The following is an 18,543-nucleotide window of genomic DNA, read 5'->3' as shown; positions in this document are numbered from 1 at the left end:
GCCGTGAATGACCGCACGGGAGCGGGCCCCACGCCCGCCGTCCTCGGCGCATCCCCCGCATCGCTGCAGCCCCCGGCGCCGGCGAACCGACCCTCTTTCCTTTCCTTTCAGCGAGCATCACCATGAGCCAGCTTCCCGAAATGATCCGTGACATCGAGCGCGTGGGCGCCGACGTCGTTGCCAAGGCCGGCACCTTCCAGGCCGCCATCCTGGCCGATGTGGCCGGGCGCCGCGGCACCATGCATGCCCGCATCTCGCCCGTGCACCAGCGCATGAAAGTGGCGGGCCCGGCCTTCACCGTCGAGGTGCGCCCCGGCGACAACCTCATGATCCACGCCGCCATCGCGCTGGCCCAGCCCGGCGACGTGCTGGTGATCGACGGCAAGGGCGACCAGACCGCCGCGCTGATGGGCACGCTGATGCTCAGCGCCTGCAAGAAGATCGGCCTGGCCGGCGTGATCGTGGACGGCGCCATCCGCGACAGGCTGGAGATCCTGGAGCTGGACTTTCCCGTGTTCAGCGCCGGCTTCAACCCCGCCGGCCCGACCAAGTACGTGCCCGGCCGCATCAACCACCCCATCTCCGCCGGCGGCGCGGTGGTGAACCCGGGCGATCTGGTGGTGGGCGACGCCGACGGCGTGGTCGTGATCGAACGCGCCAAGGCCTCCGCCATGCTGGCCCTGGCCGACAGGAAGGTGGCCGACGAGGCCGCCCGCATCGAGGCCATCGCGCGCGGCGATACGGCATCGAAGTGGCTGCCCGCCGCGCTGCGTGCCGCCGGCCTGCTGAAGGAAGGGGAATCGCTGTGAGCGCCCGCACCATCATCGTCACCGGCGCCGACCTGGCGCAGCAGGCGCTGGATCTGCTGCAGGGCTTCGACATCGTCTACGCCGGCAAGACGCCGACCGAGGGCGACATGGTCGCGCTGGCCACCCAGCATGACCCGGTGGCCATCATCGTGCGCTACGGCAAGGTGGGCGCGGCCGTGATGGACGCGGCTCCGTCGCTGAAAGTGATCTCCAAGCACGGCAGCGGCACCGACACCATCGACAAGGCGGCTGCCAAGGCGCGCGGCATCGAGGTGGTGGCCGCCGTGGGCGCCAATGCCGCGGCGGTGGCCAAGCAGGCGCTGGCGCTGCTGCTGGCCTGCGCCAAGTCCGTGGTCGAGCTGGATGCGCGCATGCACGCCGGCCACTGGGACAAGGCCACGCACAAGAGCCTGGAACTGGGCGGCCGCACCGTGGGCCTGGTGGGCCTGGGCGCGATCGGCCTGCGCTTCGCGAAGATGGCCGATGCGCTCGGCATGCGTGTGATCGGCTTCGACCCTTTCGCCAAGAACCTGCCGGACTACGTGCAGAGCGTGCCGCTCGACGCCATCTGGCGCGAGTCGGATGCGATTTCGCTGCACTGCCCCCTGACCGAAGAGAACCGCGGCATGCTGAACGCCGCCACGCTGGCCCTGTGCAAGCGCGGCGTGATCGTGGTGAACACCGCGCGGGGTGGCCTGATCGACGAGGCCGCGCTGCTGGAGGCCGTGCGTTCGCGCCAGGTGATGGCGGCGGGCCTGGACAGCTTTGCCGTGGAGCCGATGGCCGCAGGCCACCCGTTCCAGAGCGAGAAGTATGTCGTCCTCTCTCCGCACATCGGTGGCGTGACGGGCGATGCCTACGTGAACATGGGCGTGGGGGCGGCCCGGAACCTGTTGGAGGTGCTGGAACGCGCCTCGGCTGCGGCCTGACCGAGGGAGCGGCAGGCAGCGGCGGCCACGGCCTTCCGCCGCCCGCTCGGCCGCCAAGGTCAGCCCCTCTTCATCTCGCACGGCCCGGCGGCCCCGGTGAGAACGATGGATTGGCCGTGGACACGCAGGGCCGCCGGCTGGCCGCCAAGCCGGGGCTGGGCATGGTCTGAGTACTCGACGGGCGTGCCGAGCCTTCCGGCTCCGGATGGAAGCGGCGCTCGCCGCGCGGCCAAGTTTCAAGGGCGTGTAGCAGGCGGGCACCGGGCATGCACCGCATGCAGAAATAACTATGGCCGCCATGGGTTTTATTGACTTTCTGGCGCGTGGAACCTTGGCTACGATTCGTTCCGTCAAGCAGAAAGGACCACCCCATGACAGAAGCCAGCAAGTGCCCCTTCCACGCCGCAGCCGCCAACGGCGGAACCATCAACAAGGACTGGTGGCCCAACCAGTTGCGCGTTGACCTGCTGAACCAGCATTCGACCAAGTCCGACCCGCTGGGCGGCAGCTTCAACTACGCAGAAGAGTTCAAGAAGCTCGACTACGAAGCCCTCAAGCGCGACCTGCGCGCCCTGATGACCGATTCCCAGGACTGGTGGCCGGCCGACTTCGGCCACTACGGCCCGCAGTTCGTCCGCATGTCCTGGCACGCCGCCGGCACCTACCGCACGGGCGACGGCCGTGGCGGCGCCGGCCGTGGCCAGCAGCGCTTCGCCCCGCTCAACAGCTGGCCCGACAACGTCAACATCGACAAGTCCCGCCGCCTGCTCTGGCCCATCAAGCAGAAGTACGGCCAGAAGATCTCCTGGGCCGACCTGCTGGTGCTGACCGGCAACGTGGCGCTGGAAACCATGGGTTTCCGCACCTTCGGCTTCGCCGGTGGCCGCGAGGACACCTGGGAACCCGATCAGGACGTGTACTGGGGCAGCGAGAAGACCTGGCTGGGCGGCGATGCCCGCTACGGCAAGGGCACGCCCGGCGACGGCACCCTGGTGGCCGAGCCGGCGATGCACGGCCACGAAAAGGAGCGCGTGCTGGAGAACCCGCTCGCCGCCGTGCAGATGGGCCTGATCTACGTGAACCCCGAAGGCCCCGAGGGCAATCCCGACCCGGTGGCCGCCGCGCACGACATCCGCGAGACCTTCGCCCGCATGGCGATGAACGACGAGGAAACCGTCGCGCTGATCGCGGGTGGACACACCTTCGGCAAGACCCACGGCGCGGGCGCTGCCGACCATGTCGGCCCCGAACCCGAAGCCGCCGGACTGGAACACCAGGGTCTGGGCTGGGCCAGCAGCTTCGGCTCCGGCAAGGCCGGCGACGCCATCACCAGCGGCCTGGAAGTGACCTGGACCAGCACGCCCGCCCAGTGGGGCAACGAGTTCTTCGAGAACCTCTTCAAGTACGAGTGGGAACTGACCAAGAGCCCGGCCGGCGCCCACCAGTGGCAGGCCAAGAATGCGCCCGCGACCATCCCCGACGCGCACGACCCGAGCAAGAAGCGCGTGCCGACCATGCTGACCACCGACCTGTCGCTGCGCTTCGACCCGGCCTACGAGAAGATCTCGCGCCGCTTCCTCGAAAACCCGCAGGCCTTTGCCGAAGCCTTCGCCCGTGCCTGGTTCAAGCTGACCCACCGCGACATGGGCCCGCGTGCCCGCTACCTGGGCCCTGAAGTGCCGAAGGAAGAGCTGATCTGGCAGGACCCGATCCCGGCCGTCACGCACGACCCGATCGACGCTGCCGACGTGGCCGCGCTCAAGCAGCGCGTGCTGGCTTCCGGCCTCACGGTGCAGGAACTGGTCGGCACGGCCTGGGCCTCGGCTTCCACCTTCCGCGGCTCCGACAAGCGCGGCGGTGCCAACGGTGCGCGCATCCGCCTCAGCCCCCAGAAGGACTGGGCCGTGAACCAGCCCGAACAGCTGGCCCGCGTGCTGCAGGTGCTGGAAGGCATCCAGCGCGACTTCAACAAGGGTGCCGACGGCGACAAGCGCCTCTCGCTGGCCGATCTGATCGTGCTGGCGGGTGCTGCCGGCGTGGAGCAGGCCGCCAAGGCCGCTGGGGTCGAAGTGTCCGTGCCCTTCAATCCGGGCCGCGCCGATGCCCGCCAGGACCAGACCGACGTGGAGTCGTTCGAGGCGCTGGAGCCGGCGGCCGATGGTTTCCGCAACTTCACCAAGGCCCGCTACAGCGTGCCGGCCGAAGTGCTGCTGCTGGACAAGGCGCAGCTGCTGACCCTGACGGCGCCCGAGATGACGGTGCTGGTCGGCGGCCTGCGCGCCATCAACATCAACGTGGGCGGTTCCACGCATGGCGTGTTCACCGCCACGCCCGGCACGCTGACCAACGACTTCTTCGCCAACCTGCTGGACATGTCCACCGAATGGAAGCCGGCCGGTGACGTGTTCGAGGGCCGTGACCGCAAGACCGGCGAGAAGAAGTGGACCGGCACGCGCGTCGATCTGGTGTTCGGCTCGAACGCGGTGCTGCGCGCCGTGGCCGAGGTGTACGCCAGCGCCGACGCCAAGGAGAAGTTCGTGCGCGACTTCGTCGCTGCCTGGGCGAAGGTGATGGATCTGGACCGCTTCGACCTGCGCTGATCGACCCCGGTCGGCCGCGGCCTGCGGGCCGCGCTCCCTTTGCAAGCCCGCCCCTGGTGCCAGGTGGCGGGCTTTTGTCGTGGGCCGGGCCCATTCCCGAAGCTGCTAACCTTGCCGACCCTCACCGCATGGTGCGGCGCCGTTCACGCTGCAGGCTGTCCCCGGGCCAGCCCGCACGGAGCGGAACTTTCAGACAACGGGATTCGACAATGAGCAACAAGAGAGTGGGAGTGGCGGTGGCCGGTGCAGTGGCCGCCGCCGTGGTGGCTTACGGCGGGGCGACCTGGTACCTGGGGCAGCGCGTGCAGACCGACTACCAGGAAGCGGTCGCCGAACTGCGCAAGGCGCTGGGCAACGACGTCGTCGTGTCGAACGACTACGACAAGGGTTTCCTGTCGTCGAAGGCGCGACTGGTGCTGCAGTGGGTGCCCGCGCCGGACGAGGAGGGCGGCGCCGCGCCCCAGCCGCTGCGGCTGGTGGTGGCGAGCGATGTGCGCCACGGTCCGCTGGCAGGCGCCAAGCTCGCCGGCGCGGTCATCGACTCCCGGTTTTCGCTGGAGGGACTGAACGCCGATGCCCAGGCGCGCCTCAGCAAGGCTTCCGCGCCCATCCTCACGACGGTGCACCACCTGACGGGCAGCCACGACGTGCACTTTCAGCTGCCCGCCGGCGAGATGGGCGACAGCGACGGCATGGCCATGCGCTGGCAGGAGATGGCGTACGACATGGCCATCAGCCGCGACGGCCAGCACCTGAAAGGCAGCTTCCGGATGCCCGAGTTCGGCCTGACCGGCATTCCCGACGAATCCGCGCTGGCCGAGGCTGACCCCGAGGAAGAAAGCGACAACGACGAGACCGCCGCGGTCGAGCCGGTGGATCGCACCTCCATCCAGCTCCAGGGCGTGGACGGCCGCTTCGACATGGCCGTCATCGACGGGCTGTGGCTCATCGGCCCCGGCAAGGGCGATTTCCGCATGGAGCGTGCGTTCGTCAGCATGCTGCCGGCAGGCGGCGGCGACTCCAAGCCCCTGCTGGATGTGAAGAACGTGGTGGGCAACTACGCCGTGGAAGCCGCCAACGGCACGCTGGGCATGACCACCCAGCTGAATGCAGCCGGCCGCGTGGGCCCGATCGACTTCGAGGCGCTGAGCGCCGAAGAGAAGATCCAGCGCATCAGCATCGAAGCCATCCGCAGCTTCCAGCGCGTGGTGCTCGACAGCTACCGCGCCGGCGGCATCGCCAACGCGGTGGCGGCGATCGAGCAGCAGAGCATGACGGTGCTGATGGAGAACGCCCCCCGGCTGGTACAGGCCCTGCCGGCCTATTCGATGCAGCTGAAGGCGACCTACCAGGGCAAGACCGGCGAGCTGCAGTATGGCGGCGAGGTGAAGCGCGCGCCCTCCGACGCCGAAGTGGCCCAGGCGGGCTGGATGCCGGCGCTGATGAAGAGCTCGGCGCTGCAGGCCTCCGCGCGGATGCCGAAGGCCTGGATGCTGCCGCTGGCCCATGCCACCGGACGGCCGCAGGCGAGCGAGCGCGACGTGGACGCCATGCTCCGCATGGCCCAGTCCTCGGGCTATGTGCGTCAGGAAGGCGAGTTCGTGACCAGCACCGTGCAACTGGAGTCGGGCCAGCTGAACCTCAACGGCAAGACCATGCCGCTGCCACCAGGGTTGATGCGGTAAGCCTCGCCCGCCGCTGCCCGACGAGTCCGCCGCCGGGCAGCGCCTGTCACCGAAGCCCGCCGTCCTTGCGGGCTTTTTTGTCGGCGAGGCATCGCAGTCTCGGAAGTGAATCAGGGTTTACCAGCATAAACTGGGGCCTTGCGCACAGGGAGATTCATTCATGCATTCAGACATCGTGATCGTCGGCGGCGGGGCAGGCGGGCTGGAACTGGCGGCCCGCCTCGGTCGCAGCCTGGGGGCCAGGCAGGGCCGCGAACGCGTGCTGCTGGTGGACCGCTCGCCTTTCCACATCTGGAAGCCGACGCTGCACGAGGTGGCCGCGGGCACGCTGGATGCGCACCAGGAAGGGCTGTCGTACCCGGTGCTGGCGCGGCGCAACCACTTCGGCTTTGCCATCGGCGACCTGGTGGGGCTGGATACCGCGCGCAAGTCCATCGAACTGGGCGAGATCCGCAATGCCGAGGGCGACCTGCTGGTGCCGCGCCGCACGGTGAGCTACACCCGGCTGGTGCTGGCCATCGGCAGCGGCTCCAACGCCTTCGGCACGCCCGGCATCGAACACGCCTATCTGCTGGAAAACGTACGCGACGCGCAGCGCTTTCACACCGACTGGCTGGGCGCCTGCGCGCGGGCTTCGTTCGCGGACAGCCGGGCGCTGTCGATCGCCATCGTCGGTGCCGGCGCTACGGGGGTGGAGCTGTCCGCCGAACTGCTCGAGGCCTATGCCGAGCTGCTGGAGAGCCTGGGCACCAGCCAGCGCTTCCGGCTCGACATCACCCTGGTCGAAGGCGGCGACCGCATCCTGGGCGGGCTGCCCGAGAAGATTTCCGCGCAGGCGGAAGTGGCCCTGCGCCGCAAGCAGGTGAATGTGCTGACCGGCACGCGCGTGACCGAGATCCAGCGCGGCGCGCTGGTGACGCCGGCAGGCGCGATTCCGGCCGACCTGATCGTCTGGGCGGCCGGCATCAAGGCCGCCGATGGCAATGCGCGCCTGGGGCTGGAGGTGAACCGCCTGAACCAGTTTGTCGTGGACAACCGCCTGCGCACTTCCGCGCCCGACGTGCTGGCCCTGGGCGACTGCGCCGCCTGCCCGTGGGAGGACGGCAAGACGGTGCCGGCCCGCGCCCAGGCCGCGCACCAGCAGGCCGACTACCTGGCGAACGTGCTGGGTGCCTTGCTGCGCGAGCGCGAAGTGACCGAGCCCTTCGTCTACAAGGACTTCGGCTCGCTCGTTTCGCTGGGCGACAACAAGGGTGTGGGCAACCTGATGGGCGGCCTGGGCGGGCGCAACTTCTTCGTCGAAGGGCTGATCGCCAAGTGGATGTACATCTCGCTGCACCTGAACCACCACCGCGCCATCCTGGGCACCGGCAAGACGGTGGTGCTGGCGCTGGCGCGGCTGCTGCAAAAGCGCGTGTCGGGGCGGCTCAAGCTGCATTGACGAGGCACGCTGCGCCGTTGTCCGGGCTCGCCTGCCTGTCTACCTGCCTGTGTGCCTGGCTGTCTGTCCGCGCTGGCGTCCTCGGGTGCCAGCGAATTCCCAGGGCTAGCCCTCTTCGATCTCTTCCAGAAAGCCTTCGTAGAAGTCGCGCAGCCGCTGCTGCCGCACCGCCGCCAGACGGGCGCCTTCCGACGTCTGGAAACCCGATGCCAGATGGAACAGCTTGCGCTGGAAGTGGTCCAGCGTGAAGCGGCCGTCGTCCAGCGGGCGCTGCGCGGCGCGGGCGTCCGCCGGGTCGTACAGGGCGCGGCCCATGCGCCCGCCCACGTAGAAGCAGCGCGCCGCGCCGACGAGGCCGATGGCGTCGAGCCGGTCGGCGTCCTGCAGGATGCGCGCTTCTAGGCTGCGCGGCACGATGGCGGCGCTGTAGCTGTGCGCCTCGATGGCGTGCGCGGCCGCTTCCACGCGGCCGGACGCCCAGCCCACGTCGGCCAGCAGCCCTCTGGCCTTCTCAGCCGACAGACGGGACGCCTGCGCGCGCAGGGGCGAATCCTTTTCGACATTCACGCAGTCGTGCAGCAGCGTGGCGGCGAGCAGCAGTTCGAGGTCGCCGCCTTCGGCTGACGCGATGCGCTGCACGTTGCGCCATACGCGCAGCAGGTGGGCGATGTCGTGCGCCCCGTCGCTCGTCCCGCCCGGCGTGCCCAGCGCATGCGGCAGCAGCGCCCGGGCCAGCGCGGCATGGGGGGCGAAGGGCAGGGCTGGGTCGGTGTTCATGGCGGTGTCTGCGTCAACGGGCTGGTGGATCGTCATGGCGTGTCCTTGGGGCTGCCGGTGCGGCAGGCATGCGCGCCGGCACGGGGTGACTATCAATTTGATAGCGCCAGGCGGTTGATAGTCAATATCTTGGGGCAGGAAAGTGCCTGAAACGCTTGCTTTGGGCCGGCAGTCCGCTCACTTTTTCGATGAGATCCCGATCAACCGGCCAGCAGTTTCTGCACCAGATCGCCCGCCGTCGAGGCGCCGTACTTGCGCATCAGGCGCGCCCGGTAGATCTCCACCGTGCGGTGGCTGATGTCCAGCGCCCGGCCGATTTCCTTGGACGTCATGCCGTCCAGCAGCCGGGCCGCCACCTCGCGCTCGCGGCCGGTCAGCTCTGCCTTGACGGGGCGTTCCGCGCTCAGGTCCTCGAAGCTCCAGATACCCGATTCGTGCGGTGCCTCGCGGTTCAGGGCGCGGCCCGAGACATGGCACCAGAACACTTCGCCGCTCGCACGCTTCATGATGCGGTTGTCGGCATAGTGGCCCTTGGCGTTCAGGATGGGCTCCATGCGCCGGCCCAGGCGTTCGTACTCGTCGGCGCTGGGGTAGAGAATGCGGAAGGACTGGCCGATCAGCACCTCGCGCGAGGCGCCGAACATCTCGCACACATGGCGGTTGCAATCGACCATGGTGCGGTTGCGCGAGATGACCAGGCCGACCGGGGCCATGTCGAACGCGAGGCGGTAGTCGGCAGTATCCATGGAAGTCTTTAGGGAAAACTACGTAATGAAGTACGTAGTATCGTAACGTGCAACCATCTTGATGAGGAGTCTCCAGTGAACAAGATTTTTCCCAATGCGGACGAGGCCCTCAAGGGCGTCGTGGCCGACGGCCAGATGCTGGCCGTCGGCGGTTTCGGCCTCTGCGGCATTCCCGAGGCGCTGATCGACGCGCTGCGCGACAGCGGCGCCAAGGGCCTCACCGTCGTCTCCAACAACGCGGGTGTGGACGGTTTCGGCCTGGGCAAGCTGCTGGAGACGCGGCAGATCAAGAAGATGATCTCGTCGTACGTGGGCGAGAACAAGGAATTCGAGCGCCAGTACCTGGCTGGTGAGCTGGAACTGGAATTCACCCCCCAGGGCACGCTGGCCGAGAAGCTGCGCGCCGGCGGCGCGGGCATTCCGGCCTTCTTCACCAAGACCGGCGTGGGCACCATGGTCGCCGAGGGCAAGGAGCTGCGCGAGTTCGACGGCGAGACCTACGTGATGGAGCGCTCGCTGGTGCCCGACGTGGCGCTGGTCAAGGCCCACCGGGCCGACAAGTCGGGCAACCTGCAGTTCCGCCTGACTGCGCGCAACTTCAACCCGGCCGCCGCCACGGCCGGCAAGGTCTGCATCGTCGAGGTCGAAGAGATCGTCGAGACCGGCCAGATCGCACCTGACGACGTGCACCTGCCCGGCATCTACGTGCACCGCATCGTGCACAACCCGACCCCTGAAAAACGCATCGAAAAGCGTACCGTGAGCGCGGCCGCGCCCGTGGATGCGGTGGCCGCCAAGGTGGAAGCCCAGGCCGTCATCGCGCAGGCCGCCGCCGCCGCCGAAGCCGAACTGCCCGTGGTGCCCCAGGTGCCCGCCAACAAGCAAGAAGGAGCCTGACATGCCCTGGACCCAAGACCAGATGGCCGCACGCGCGGCGCAAGAGCTGGAAGACGGCTTCTACGTGAACCTCGGCATCGGCATTCCGACCCTGGTCGCCAATCACACCGGCGACAAGGAAGTGTGGCTGCAGTCCGAGAACGGCATGCTCGGCATCGGCGCCTTCCCGACCGAAGACGCGGTGGATGCCGACCTGATCAACGCCGGCAAGCAGACCGTGACGACCATCCCCGGTTCGTCCATCTTCGGCAGCGACCAGTCGTTCGCCATGATCCGCGGCGGCAAGATCAACCTGTCCATCCTGGGGGCCATGCAGGTCAGCGAGAAGGGCGACCTCGCCAACTGGATGATCCCCGGCAAGATGGTCAAGGGCATGGGCGGCGCCATGGACCTGGTGGCGGGCGTCAAGCGCGTGATCGTGCTGATGGAGCACGTCGCCAGGAAGAAGGATGGCACCGAGGACCTGAAGATCCTGCCCGAATGCACGCTGCCGCTGACGGGCGTGGGCGTGGTGGATCGCATCATCACCGACCTGGCCGTGCTGGACGTGACGCCCGAGGGCCTGAAGGTGGTCGAGCTGGCGCCCGGGGTGAGCTTCGAGGCGCTGCAGGCCAAGACCGGCGTCACGCTGGTGCGCTGAAGCAGGGCACGGGCCATGGCGTCCGGCCTGCAATCAGCCAGTGCCCTGTCCGCCGATGAGGCCCTGCGCGGCCTCTGGCGGCAAGCCGGTCTGCCGCCCGAGGCCTTGGCCTTCGCGCGGCTGACCGGAAGCGGCGCCGACCTGCCGTCGTCGTTCGCGGTCGGCGTGGCCGCGCAGGCCAGCATCGCCGCCGCTGCGCTGGCGGCCTGTGAATTCGCCCACGATCGCGGCGCCGCCCGCCAGCAGGTCACGGTGGACAGCGCCCATGCCGCCATCGAATGCACCGGCTGGTTCAGCCTGGACGGGCGCTCGCCCGACCTCTGGGACCCGCTGTCCGGCCTCTACCGCTGCGCGGACGGCTTCGTGCGGATTCATGCCAACTTCGCGCACCACCGAGAGGGCGCGCTGCGGCTGCTGGGCCTGCGCCCCGGCGAGGCGGAACGCGCCGACGTGCAGTCCGCGCTCACCGATTGGCGTGCACACGACTTCGAAGATGCGGCTGCACGCGCGGGCCTGGTGGCCACTGCCTTGCGCAGCTTCGCCGAATGGGACGCCACGCCGCAAGGCCGCGCCATCGCCGCGCAGCCGCTGTTCACCATCGAGCGACTGGCCGGCGATGCGCCTCCGCTGCCGCTGCCCCCGCTTGCCGAGCAGGACCGGCCCCTCGCGGGTGTGCGCGTGCTCGACCTCACCCGCATCCTGGCCGGCCCCGTGGGCGGCAAGGCGCTGGCGGCCTATGGCGCCGACGTCATGCTGGTGAATGCGCCGCACCTGCCCAACATCGACGCCATCGCCGACACCAGCCGCGGCAAGCTGTCCACGCATATCGACCTGCGCGCTGTCGAAGGCCAGGCCGCCATGCGCTCGCTGCTGGCGGGTGCCCACGTCTGGGTGCAGGGCTACCGCCCCGGCGGCCTGCAGGCCCTGGGCTGGGGGCCGGACGAGGTGGCAGCGATGCGGCCCGGCATCGTCTACGTGTCGCTCTCCGCCTATGGCACCCGGGGGCCCTGGGCCGGACGGCGCGGCTTCGATTCCCTGGTGCAGACCGCCATGGGCTTCAACCAGGCGGAAGGCGAGGCGGCAGGCGGCGGCGCGCCCCGGCCGCTGCCGATGCAGATCCTCGACGAAGCCACCGGCTACCTCATCGCCCTGGGAGCGGCAGCGGCTTTGCGCCGCCAGCAGCGCGAAGGCGGCCAGTGGCATGTGCAGGTGTCGCTGGCGCAGACCGGGCACTGGCTGCGCAGCCTGGGCCGGCTGCCGCAGGGGCTGGCCGCACAGGCTCCCGATCGGGCGGCCTATCTGGAAACGACCGATTCCGGATTCGGCCGGCTGCAGGCCGTTCGGCACAGCGCGCAACTGGCGCGCACCCCCGCTGGCTGGAAGCGGGAGTCCATGCCGCCGGGAACGCATCCTCCGCGCTGGCCCTGAACCACGAGAAGCGTGCAGGGCAGCCGGCTGAGCCGCTCGGGCAAGCGCTGCGGTCACTGGCGCTGTCGGCCTACGCAAAGTTGTCGGCAACCCGGTGGTGACCGGCGTCCTGATACTGTATATTTAAACAGTATCAAGGTTTCGCCATGTTCACCCCACCTCCGCTCACCGCTGCCCCGCCTTCGCTCCAGGCGGTTTCGGAGTGCGCGGCCGATGGGCCCGATGCTGCCTGGCAGGTGCCGGGTGTCTGGCGGGGCGACGGCATGGCGCAGGCGCCGCAGCGCACGCAGCCTTCCGGGCACGCGCCGCTGGATGCCCAGCTGCCTGGCGGCGGCTGGCCGCTGGGCGCCATGTCCGAGGTGCTGCTGCCACCCCATGCCTTTCATGAATGGCGGCTGGTGCTGCCAGGGCTTGCCCGTGCCGTGGCGCAGGGGTCGCCCGGCCGGGTGGTGCTGGTGGCGCCGCCGCATGCGCCTTTCGGCCCGGTGCTGGCGGCAGGCGGCCTGCCCGCAGACCGGGTGTACCGCGTCGTCGCCGGCCCGCACCAGGAGGCCCAGGCGGCATGGGCCGCCGAGCAGGCCCTGCGCTGCCGCGATGTGCTGGCGGTGCTGGCCTGGCTGCCGCAGACCGCGCCTGAGTCGCTGCGGCGGCTGCAGCTGGCGGCGGCGCAGCAGGGGCGCCTGCTCTGGGTGTTCCGGCCCGAGCACCGGCGCCAGCAGGCTTCCCCAGCGCCGCTGCGGCTCTGGGCACGAGCGGCAGGCGAGGCCCAGGCTGACGTCGAGATGGTCCAGGTGCATGTGCTCAAGCGGCGGGGCCCGCCGGCGCTCGCGCCCGTGCTGCTGCCGGCCTGCGATGCCCGGCTGCTGGCCGTGCTGCAGGCCCAGGCCCGCCGCCGGCAAAGCGCCCAGGAAGCCGCACAGCACCAATGGCAGCAGCGGCAGGAACGCCTGCACGCACTGAGAGCGCTGGGCGTACCCACCGAACTGCCGGGTGCGGTGCCGCCGCGTGGCGTGGAGTCATTGCATGCACTGGATCGCACTTCCTCTGCCCGCGCCTGAGGCGGCGTCCAGTGGCGTGCCGGCGCAAGCGCATGGCTGGTGGGCCCTGCGCTTCAGCCCGCGCGTGGCGCTGCTGGAAGAGGGCCTGCTGGTCGAGGTGGACAGCACGGCCCGGCTCTGGGGCGGCCTTCCTGCCCTGGTGCGCTTGCTGCGCCAGCACTGCCCGGTCCCTCTGACCGGGCCGGCGCCAGACGCCGGCCACGGCCAAGGCCAGGCGACGGCTGGCACGCGGCAGCATCCGGCGCGCGGCATGCCGCCGGTCGGCGCCAGCACCAGCAGCAGGGCCAGCGCCAGCACCCGCGCTCGGGCCCCTGCCGAATCCCCCCATGAAGCCGCCTGCATCGCGCAAGCCCCCACCGCCCTTCAGGCCCTGGCGCAACTGCGGCTGTTGCAGGCCGGCCGTCCCTTGCCGCGCCGGCTGCCGCACGACCTGCCGCTGCGCACCCTCAGCGACCTGCGTCCCCACGCCGCCGACCTGGAACACATGGGTTGCCGCACCTGGGGCGCCGTGCGGGCCCTGCCGCGTGCCGGGCTGGCCCGGCGGCTGGGCGCCGGCCCCTTGCTGGCGCTGGACCGGGCCTGGGGCGACGTGCAGCATCTGCCGCCCTGGCTGCAGGCGCCTGACTGTTTCGCGCTGGAGGCCGAGCTGCCCGCGCTGGCCGAATCGGCCGACAGCCTGCTCTGGTCCGCCAGCCGGCTGTTGGTGGCCTTGCAGTCCTGGCTGCAGGCGCGGCACCAGGGCGTGCTGGCGCTGTCGCTCGCCTGGCGGCATGACCTGCGGCGCATCGACGGGGTGGATCTGCCGGAGTGGCAGTCCCTGGACGTGCGCACCGCCCAGCCGGCGCAGGAGATGGCCCACCTGCGGCGCCTGCTGGCCGAACGCCTGGGCCGCCAGCGGTTGGCCGCGCCGGTGAACCGCATCGCCCTGCGGGCGCTGCAGACGGCGCCCTGGGTGGGCGACAGCGTCAGCCTGCTGCCACCCGGGCCGAACGAAACACCCGGCGAGCCCTGGCACCAGCTGCAGGAACGCCTGTCCGCGCGGCTGGGCACGGAACGCGTGCAAGGCCTGCGCCTGATGGCCGACCACCGGCCTGAAGCCATGCAGCAATGGCACCCGCTGGAAACGGAAAAGGCGGGCGCGGCCGTCAGGGGCAGGGGGGCATCGACCAGGGCAGCGACCCCGCCCGATGCCCGCGCCGTGCTGTGGCCGACCTGGCTGGTGCAGCCGCCGCGCGTGCTGGTGCTGCAGGGCAACCGCCCGTGCCTGCACGGCCCCTTGCGCCTGCTGGTGGGGCCGCAGCGTTTTGAAACCGCCTGGTGGGAGTCGCGGGAGGCCCTGGAAGCCCTGGGAGCCCTGGGGGCAGCCCACCCTGAAAGCACGGCCGATGCGGGCACTGCGGGCGGTGCAGGCGCTGCGGCAGGGGGCAGCCTGCCGGGCGAAGCCGTTGCCGGCCCGACCCGGCGCGACTATTTCGTAGCGCACAACCAGGTCGTGGGCTATGTCTGGATCTTCCGCGACCTGCAGGGCCGCTGGCTCCTGCATGGGTTCTATGGCTGAGGGACCGGTCCGGGGGTGGCCTGTCCGCCCATCGCAGGTCCTGGATCGGCGCGCGGTTCCTGCGCGACGACGTCAGCCGCCGGTCCGCCCGCCGATTCAGCGCGTCGGGTGGGCGACGCCCAGCCGTTCGTGCAGGCGGGTGCTGGTGGTCGTGTACTGCAGCGCCACCGCGTCGCCGGCCAGCGCTTCGGCGGCGCTGAAGGCGGCCAGCGTGGCTTCGTGAAAGCCGCACACGATCAGCTTGCGCTTGCCCGGGTAGGTGTTGATGTCGCCCACGGCATGGATGGCCGGCACGCTGGTGCGGAAGTGGGCGGTGTCCACCACCAGCTGTTTGCGGTCCAGCGCCAGGCCCCAGTCGGCGATCGGCCCGAGCCGCGGGGAAATGCCCAGGTAGGCCAGCAGCCAGTCGAGCGGCAGCTGCTCTTCGCTGCCGTCCGGCAATGCCAGCCGCAATGCCTGCAGCGTGCTGCCGTCTTGCGACGTGGCGATGCCGGCAATCTGCCCGGCCACCACGCGAATGCGGCCGGCCTCACGCAGTGCGGCCAGTGCGGACAAGGCCGCCTCTGGTGCCTGGAAAGCGTCGCGCCGGTGCAGCAGGGTGACGCTGGCAGGTGCCTGCGCGTCGTCATGGGCGAGCGCCAGCGCCGCCATCACGGCCGGCTCGTCGCCGCCATGCACGACCACATGCCGGTGCGCCACGCGCGCGCCGATCGTGGCCGCATCGGGGTGGTAGAGCACCTGCCGGCCGGTGAAGGCATCGATGCCGTCCACCTTGACAGTGCGCGGAACGAAAGCGCCCACGCCGGCGGCGATGACCACCGTGCGGGCCAGCAGGCGCGTGCCGCCCGAGGTTTCCAGCAGCACGCGGCCGTCGTCCTCCAGGGAAAGCGCCGCCACGGTCTGCCCCAGATGCCGCTCGGGGGCGAAGGGTGCGATCTGCTGCTCCAGCAGCGCGACCAGCTCCCGGCCGGTGCACATCGGCACGCCGGGAATGTCGTAGATGGGTTTGTCCGGGTACAGCTCGGCGCACTGGCCGCCCGTGTGGGGCAGGGCGTCGATCAGGTGGGCAGCGATGCCCTGCAGGCCCAGCTGGAAGACCTGGAAGAGGCCGACCGGCCCCGCGCCGATGACGACGGCGTCAGCGGCAATGGGCTGGCGGGGGTCGAGCTCCGGCACCGGGGCGCGGGATCAGCGAACGAGGTCGGCGATCTTGCCGGGCTTGCCGTTCCACTCGTCCGCGTCGGGCAGGGCCGGCTTGCGCTTGGTGATGCTCTTGAACTGGGGCGAGAGTTCGGCGTTGAGCTTGATGAAGGCGATCTGGTCGGCCGGCAGGTCTTCCTCGGCGTAGATCGCGTTGGCCGGGCATTCAGGGATGCACACGGCGCAGTCGATGCATTCATCGGGGTCGATGACGAGGAAGTTCGGGCCTTCGCGGAAGCAGTCCACGGGACACACGTCCACGCAATCGGTGTACTTGCACTTGATGCAATTCTCGGAAACGACGTGAGTCATGGGTCGAAAATGTCTGTGTAATCGGGGGTAACCCGCGATTTTAGGCCGTTTCGGGGCGGGGCTCGCGGCCCCGTCCCTTGCGGCAGGAAGGATTCGTGCGGTAGGTCAGTTCACCAGCACGGCGCCGGCCGTCTTGTGGCTGGCGGTATCGACGAGGATCAGCGAGCCCAGCACGCGGGCCTGGGTGAACGGAGCGGCGGGCAGGGCTTCCTGCAGCACCAGTTCCACATGGCCGATGGCGTTGGGGTCGAGCTGGCTGGCTTCCTCTTCGGCCAGGGTATTGATGTCCAGCTTGTGCACCACGCGGCGCACCTTGGCCTTGACCCAGCGGTGGCCGTGCAGCGCCCAGTAGACGCGGCCCGCGACCAGCGGTTCGTCGTCCATCCAGGCGACGGTGGTGCGCAGTTCGCGCTGGCAGGGCCAGGGAGAGGCGGGGGCGGACGTGTCGCCGAAATCGTCGTCGGCTGCGGCGGTGGCCGGTGCCACGGGCGCGGCCAGCAGCCAGTCGCCGCGCGAGACGTCCACCTCGCGGTCCAGCACGATGCCGGCGCTGGTGCCGGCGGCCACGTCGCCGGGGCGGCGGGCATGGTCCAGCACCTGGGCCACGGTGGCCCGCTGGCCGCTCGGGAAGACCTGCACGGCGGTGCCAGGCGCGAACCGGCCTGCCGCGACGCGGCCCCAGAACACGCGGCGGCCTTGCGAGGTGTCGGCCGAGCCGGAGAATTTCTCGACCCACTGGACCGGGAAGGCCACGGGCAGCGCCGTGTCGGCGGGCGTGGTGGGCAACTGTTCCAGGATGGCGAGCAGGCTGGGGCCTTCGTAGCCGCACCAGCCGGCGTGCGCATCGACCACGTTCCAGCCCTTCAGGGCCGACACGGGCACCGTGGCGCGCACGGCGATGCCGGCGGCCTGGGCGAATTTTTCCAGCGCGGCGCGGATGTGCGTGAAGGCGAGGGCGGGGTCTTCGACCGCGTCCAGCTTGTTCACGGCGAACACCAGCGAGGGCACGCGCAGCAGGTTGACCAGCAGCGAATGGCGGCGCGTCTGCGGCAGCAGGGCCAGCTGCGGGTTCTTCCAGTCGAGCTTGGTCGCATCGACCAGCACCACGGCGGCATCGGCGCTGCTGGCGGCGGTGACCATGTTGCGGGTGTACTGCTCGTGGCCCGGCGCGTCGCCTATGATGAACTTGCGCGTTTCGGTGGCGAAGTAGCGGTAGGCTACGTCGATGGTGATGCCCTGTTCGCGCTCGGCCGAGAGGCCGTCGGTCAGCAGCGCCAGATCGGTCTCACCGCCGCGCTGCACGCCGGCCAGGTGGTCCTGCAGCACGGCGCGGCTGTCCACCAGCAGGCGTCCGATCAGCGTGCTCTTGCCGTCGTCGACCGAGCCGCAGGTGATGAACTTGAGTGCGGATTGATGGTCGTTTTGGCCTGCAGCGCTCGATCCGCCTGCGCCTTCTGCTATCAAATCAATAGTGGTCATCAGAAATACCCATCCTTCTTGCGCTTTTCCATCGACGCATCGCTCGTCTTGTCGTCCATGCGGGTGGCGCCGCGCTCGCTCACATCGGCGGCCAGGGTCTCCAGCACGATGTCGGCGGCGGTGGCGGCCGTGCTTTCCACCGGCGCGGTGCAGGTGATGTCGCCCACGGTGCGAAAGCGCACGTCGCGGGTTTCGACCGTTTCGCCGTCGCGCGGCGGGGTGAGTTCGGTTACCGGCATCAGCAGGCCCTTGCGTTCGACCACCTGGCGCTTGTGCGTGTAGTAGATGCTGGGCAGCGCGATGTCCTCGCGCTCGATGTACTGCCACACGTCGAGCTCGGTCCAGTTGCTGATCGGGAACACGCGGAAGTGCTCGCCGGGCGCCAGGCGCGTGTTGAACAGCGTCCAGAGTTCGGGCCGCTGCGCCTTGGGCTGCCACTGGCCGAAGCTGTCGCGGTGCGAGAAGATGCGTTCCTTGGCGCGGGCCTTCTCCTCGTCGCGGCGGGCGCCGCCGATGAGCGCGTCGAAGCGGAATTCCTCGATGGCTTCGAGCAGCGTGACCGACTGGTGCACGTTGCGCGACTCGCCCGGGTGGGCCAGGCGCACGGTGCCGCGGGCCATCGAGTCTTCCACGTTGCGCACGATGAGTTCGGCGCCCAGTTCCTTGGCGCGGAAATCGCGGAAGTCGGTCACCTCGGGGAAGTTGTGGCCGGTGTCGATCATCAGCAGCGGGTAAGGGATGCGGCCCGCGCCAAACGCTTTTTCAGCGCACTTGAGCATCACCAGCGAGTCCTTGCCGCCCGAGAACAGCAGGGCGGGGCGTTCGAAGGCGGCAGCCACCTCGCGCAGGATGAAGATGGTTTCTTCCTCCAGCGCGTCCAGGTGGCGGTTGCTGAGCTGGCTCAGAGCCGCCGGGGCGGCCAGGGGTTCGTCGATGCGGGCGTTCATGCGCGGGGCTTCTTTCGCGGGGTCGAGTCTGTGGGTG

Annotated in this window: 16 protein-coding genes; 10 read left to right on the top strand and 6 right to left on the bottom strand. The window is 69.9% G+C overall.

What is annotated here, in order from left to right:
- Nucleotides 1-122: 122 nt before the first annotated feature.
- The 5 genes from ASF94_RS05480 (at nucleotide 123) to ASF94_RS05460 (ending at nucleotide 7,464) form a co-directional block, all read left to right on the top strand.
- On the top strand, nucleotides 123-809 hold the full coding sequence (locus ASF94_RS05480; protein WP_056662770.1) for a diguanylate cyclase: 687 nt from the start codon (nucleotides 123-125) through the stop codon (nucleotides 807-809).
- On the top strand, nucleotides 806-1,738 hold the full coding sequence (locus tag ASF94_RS05475) for an NAD(P)-dependent oxidoreductase (RefSeq protein ID WP_056662767.1): 933 nt from the start codon (nucleotides 806-808) through the stop codon (nucleotides 1,736-1,738). The genes ASF94_RS05480 and ASF94_RS05475 overlap by 4 nt, the downstream gene beginning before the upstream one ends.
- A 371-nt stretch (nucleotides 1,739-2,109) precedes the next feature.
- Nucleotides 2,110-4,338 carry a catalase/peroxidase HPI gene (gene katG / locus ASF94_RS05470; protein WP_056662764.1) on the top strand — a complete coding sequence of 743 codons (2,229 nt, stop codon included), beginning with the start codon at nucleotides 2,110-2,112 and terminating at the stop codon, nucleotides 4,336-4,338.
- A 209-nt stretch (nucleotides 4,339-4,547) separates the two neighbouring features.
- On the top strand, nucleotides 4,548-6,023 hold the full coding sequence (locus ASF94_RS05465) for a YdgA family protein (protein ID WP_056662761.1): 1,476 nt from the start codon (nucleotides 4,548-4,550) through the stop codon (nucleotides 6,021-6,023).
- 160 nt (nucleotides 6,024-6,183) lie between these two features.
- Nucleotides 6,184-7,464, top strand: a complete 1,281-nt coding sequence (locus tag ASF94_RS05460; RefSeq protein ID WP_056662757.1) for an NAD(P)/FAD-dependent oxidoreductase — start codon at nucleotides 6,184-6,186, stop codon at nucleotides 7,462-7,464.
- Nucleotides 7,465-7,569: 105 nt separating this feature from the next.
- Here the strand turns inward: ASF94_RS05460 and ASF94_RS05455 are convergent, their stop codons facing one another.
- Nucleotides 7,570-8,277, bottom strand: a complete 708-nt coding sequence (locus tag ASF94_RS05455; RefSeq protein WP_235505272.1) for an HD domain-containing protein — start codon at nucleotides 8,275-8,277, stop codon at nucleotides 7,570-7,572.
- Between the two features lie 164 nt (nucleotides 8,278-8,441).
- The gene (locus tag ASF94_RS05450; RefSeq protein ID WP_056662754.1) at nucleotides 8,442-8,987 is read right to left on the bottom strand and encodes a PAS and helix-turn-helix domain-containing protein; all 546 of its coding nucleotides are present in this window, start codon (nucleotides 8,985-8,987) and stop codon (nucleotides 8,442-8,444) included.
- Nucleotides 8,988-9,062: 75 nt separating this feature from the next.
- On the opposite strand from ASF94_RS05450, the gene ASF94_RS05445 reads away from it, so the two are divergent.
- The 5 genes from ASF94_RS05445 (at nucleotide 9,063) to ASF94_RS05425 (ending at nucleotide 14,568) form a co-directional block, all read left to right on the top strand.
- The gene (locus ASF94_RS05445) at nucleotides 9,063-9,884 is read left to right on the top strand and encodes a CoA transferase subunit A (protein ID WP_056662753.1); all 822 of its coding nucleotides are present in this window, start codon (nucleotides 9,063-9,065) and stop codon (nucleotides 9,882-9,884) included.
- A gap of 1 nt (nucleotide 9,885) precedes the next feature.
- The gene (locus ASF94_RS05440; protein ID WP_056662750.1) at nucleotides 9,886-10,524 is read left to right on the top strand and encodes a 3-oxoacid CoA-transferase subunit B; all 639 of its coding nucleotides are present in this window, start codon (nucleotides 9,886-9,888) and stop codon (nucleotides 10,522-10,524) included.
- Nucleotides 10,525-10,539: 15 nt separating this feature from the next.
- On the top strand, nucleotides 10,540-11,952 hold the full coding sequence (locus tag ASF94_RS05435; protein ID WP_056662746.1) for a CoA transferase: 1,413 nt from the start codon (nucleotides 10,540-10,542) through the stop codon (nucleotides 11,950-11,952).
- Nucleotides 11,953-12,098: 146 nt separating this feature from the next.
- A complete protein-coding gene (gene imuA, locus ASF94_RS05430) occupies nucleotides 12,099-13,010 on the top strand; it encodes a translesion DNA synthesis-associated protein ImuA (RefSeq protein ID WP_156382429.1) in 912 nt (303 codons plus the stop codon).
- Nucleotides 12,976-14,568 (top strand): hypothetical protein, encoded by a 1,593-nt coding sequence (locus ASF94_RS05425; RefSeq protein WP_056662743.1) that lies wholly within the window; start codon nucleotides 12,976-12,978, stop codon nucleotides 14,566-14,568. The genes imuA and ASF94_RS05425 overlap by 35 nt, the downstream gene beginning before the upstream one ends.
- Nucleotides 14,569-14,664: 96 nt before the next feature.
- Here the strand turns inward: ASF94_RS05425 and ASF94_RS05420 are convergent, their stop codons facing one another.
- The 4 genes from ASF94_RS05420 to cysD all read right to left on the bottom strand — a co-directional run bounded on the left by ASF94_RS05420 (nucleotide 14,665) and on the right by cysD (nucleotide 18,506).
- Nucleotides 14,665-15,744: an NAD(P)/FAD-dependent oxidoreductase gene (locus tag ASF94_RS05420; RefSeq protein WP_056662741.1), complete on the bottom strand. Its 1,080-nt coding sequence runs from the start codon at nucleotides 15,742-15,744 to the stop codon at nucleotides 14,665-14,667.
- A 12-nt stretch (nucleotides 15,745-15,756) separates the two neighbouring features.
- On the bottom strand, nucleotides 15,757-16,080 hold the full coding sequence (gene fdxA / locus ASF94_RS05415; protein WP_056662738.1) for a ferredoxin FdxA: 324 nt from the start codon (nucleotides 16,078-16,080) through the stop codon (nucleotides 15,757-15,759).
- Between the two features lie 105 nt (nucleotides 16,081-16,185).
- A complete protein-coding gene (locus ASF94_RS05410) occupies nucleotides 16,186-17,559 on the bottom strand; it encodes a sulfate adenylyltransferase subunit 1 (RefSeq protein WP_056662734.1) in 1,374 nt (457 codons plus the stop codon).
- Nucleotides 17,559-18,506 carry a sulfate adenylyltransferase subunit CysD gene (gene cysD, locus ASF94_RS05405; RefSeq protein WP_056662732.1) on the bottom strand — a complete coding sequence of 316 codons (948 nt, stop codon included), beginning with the start codon at nucleotides 18,504-18,506 and terminating at the stop codon, nucleotides 17,559-17,561. The genes ASF94_RS05410 and cysD overlap by 1 nt, the downstream gene beginning before the upstream one ends.
- Nucleotides 18,507-18,543 lie beyond the last annotated feature (37 nt).

It is taken from the genome of Acidovorax sp. Leaf160 (genome assembly GCF_001424265.1).
GTDB lineage: Bacteria > Pseudomonadota > Gammaproteobacteria > Burkholderiales > Burkholderiaceae_C > Paracidovorax.
This window is presented reverse-complemented; position numbering and strand designations above follow the sequence as displayed.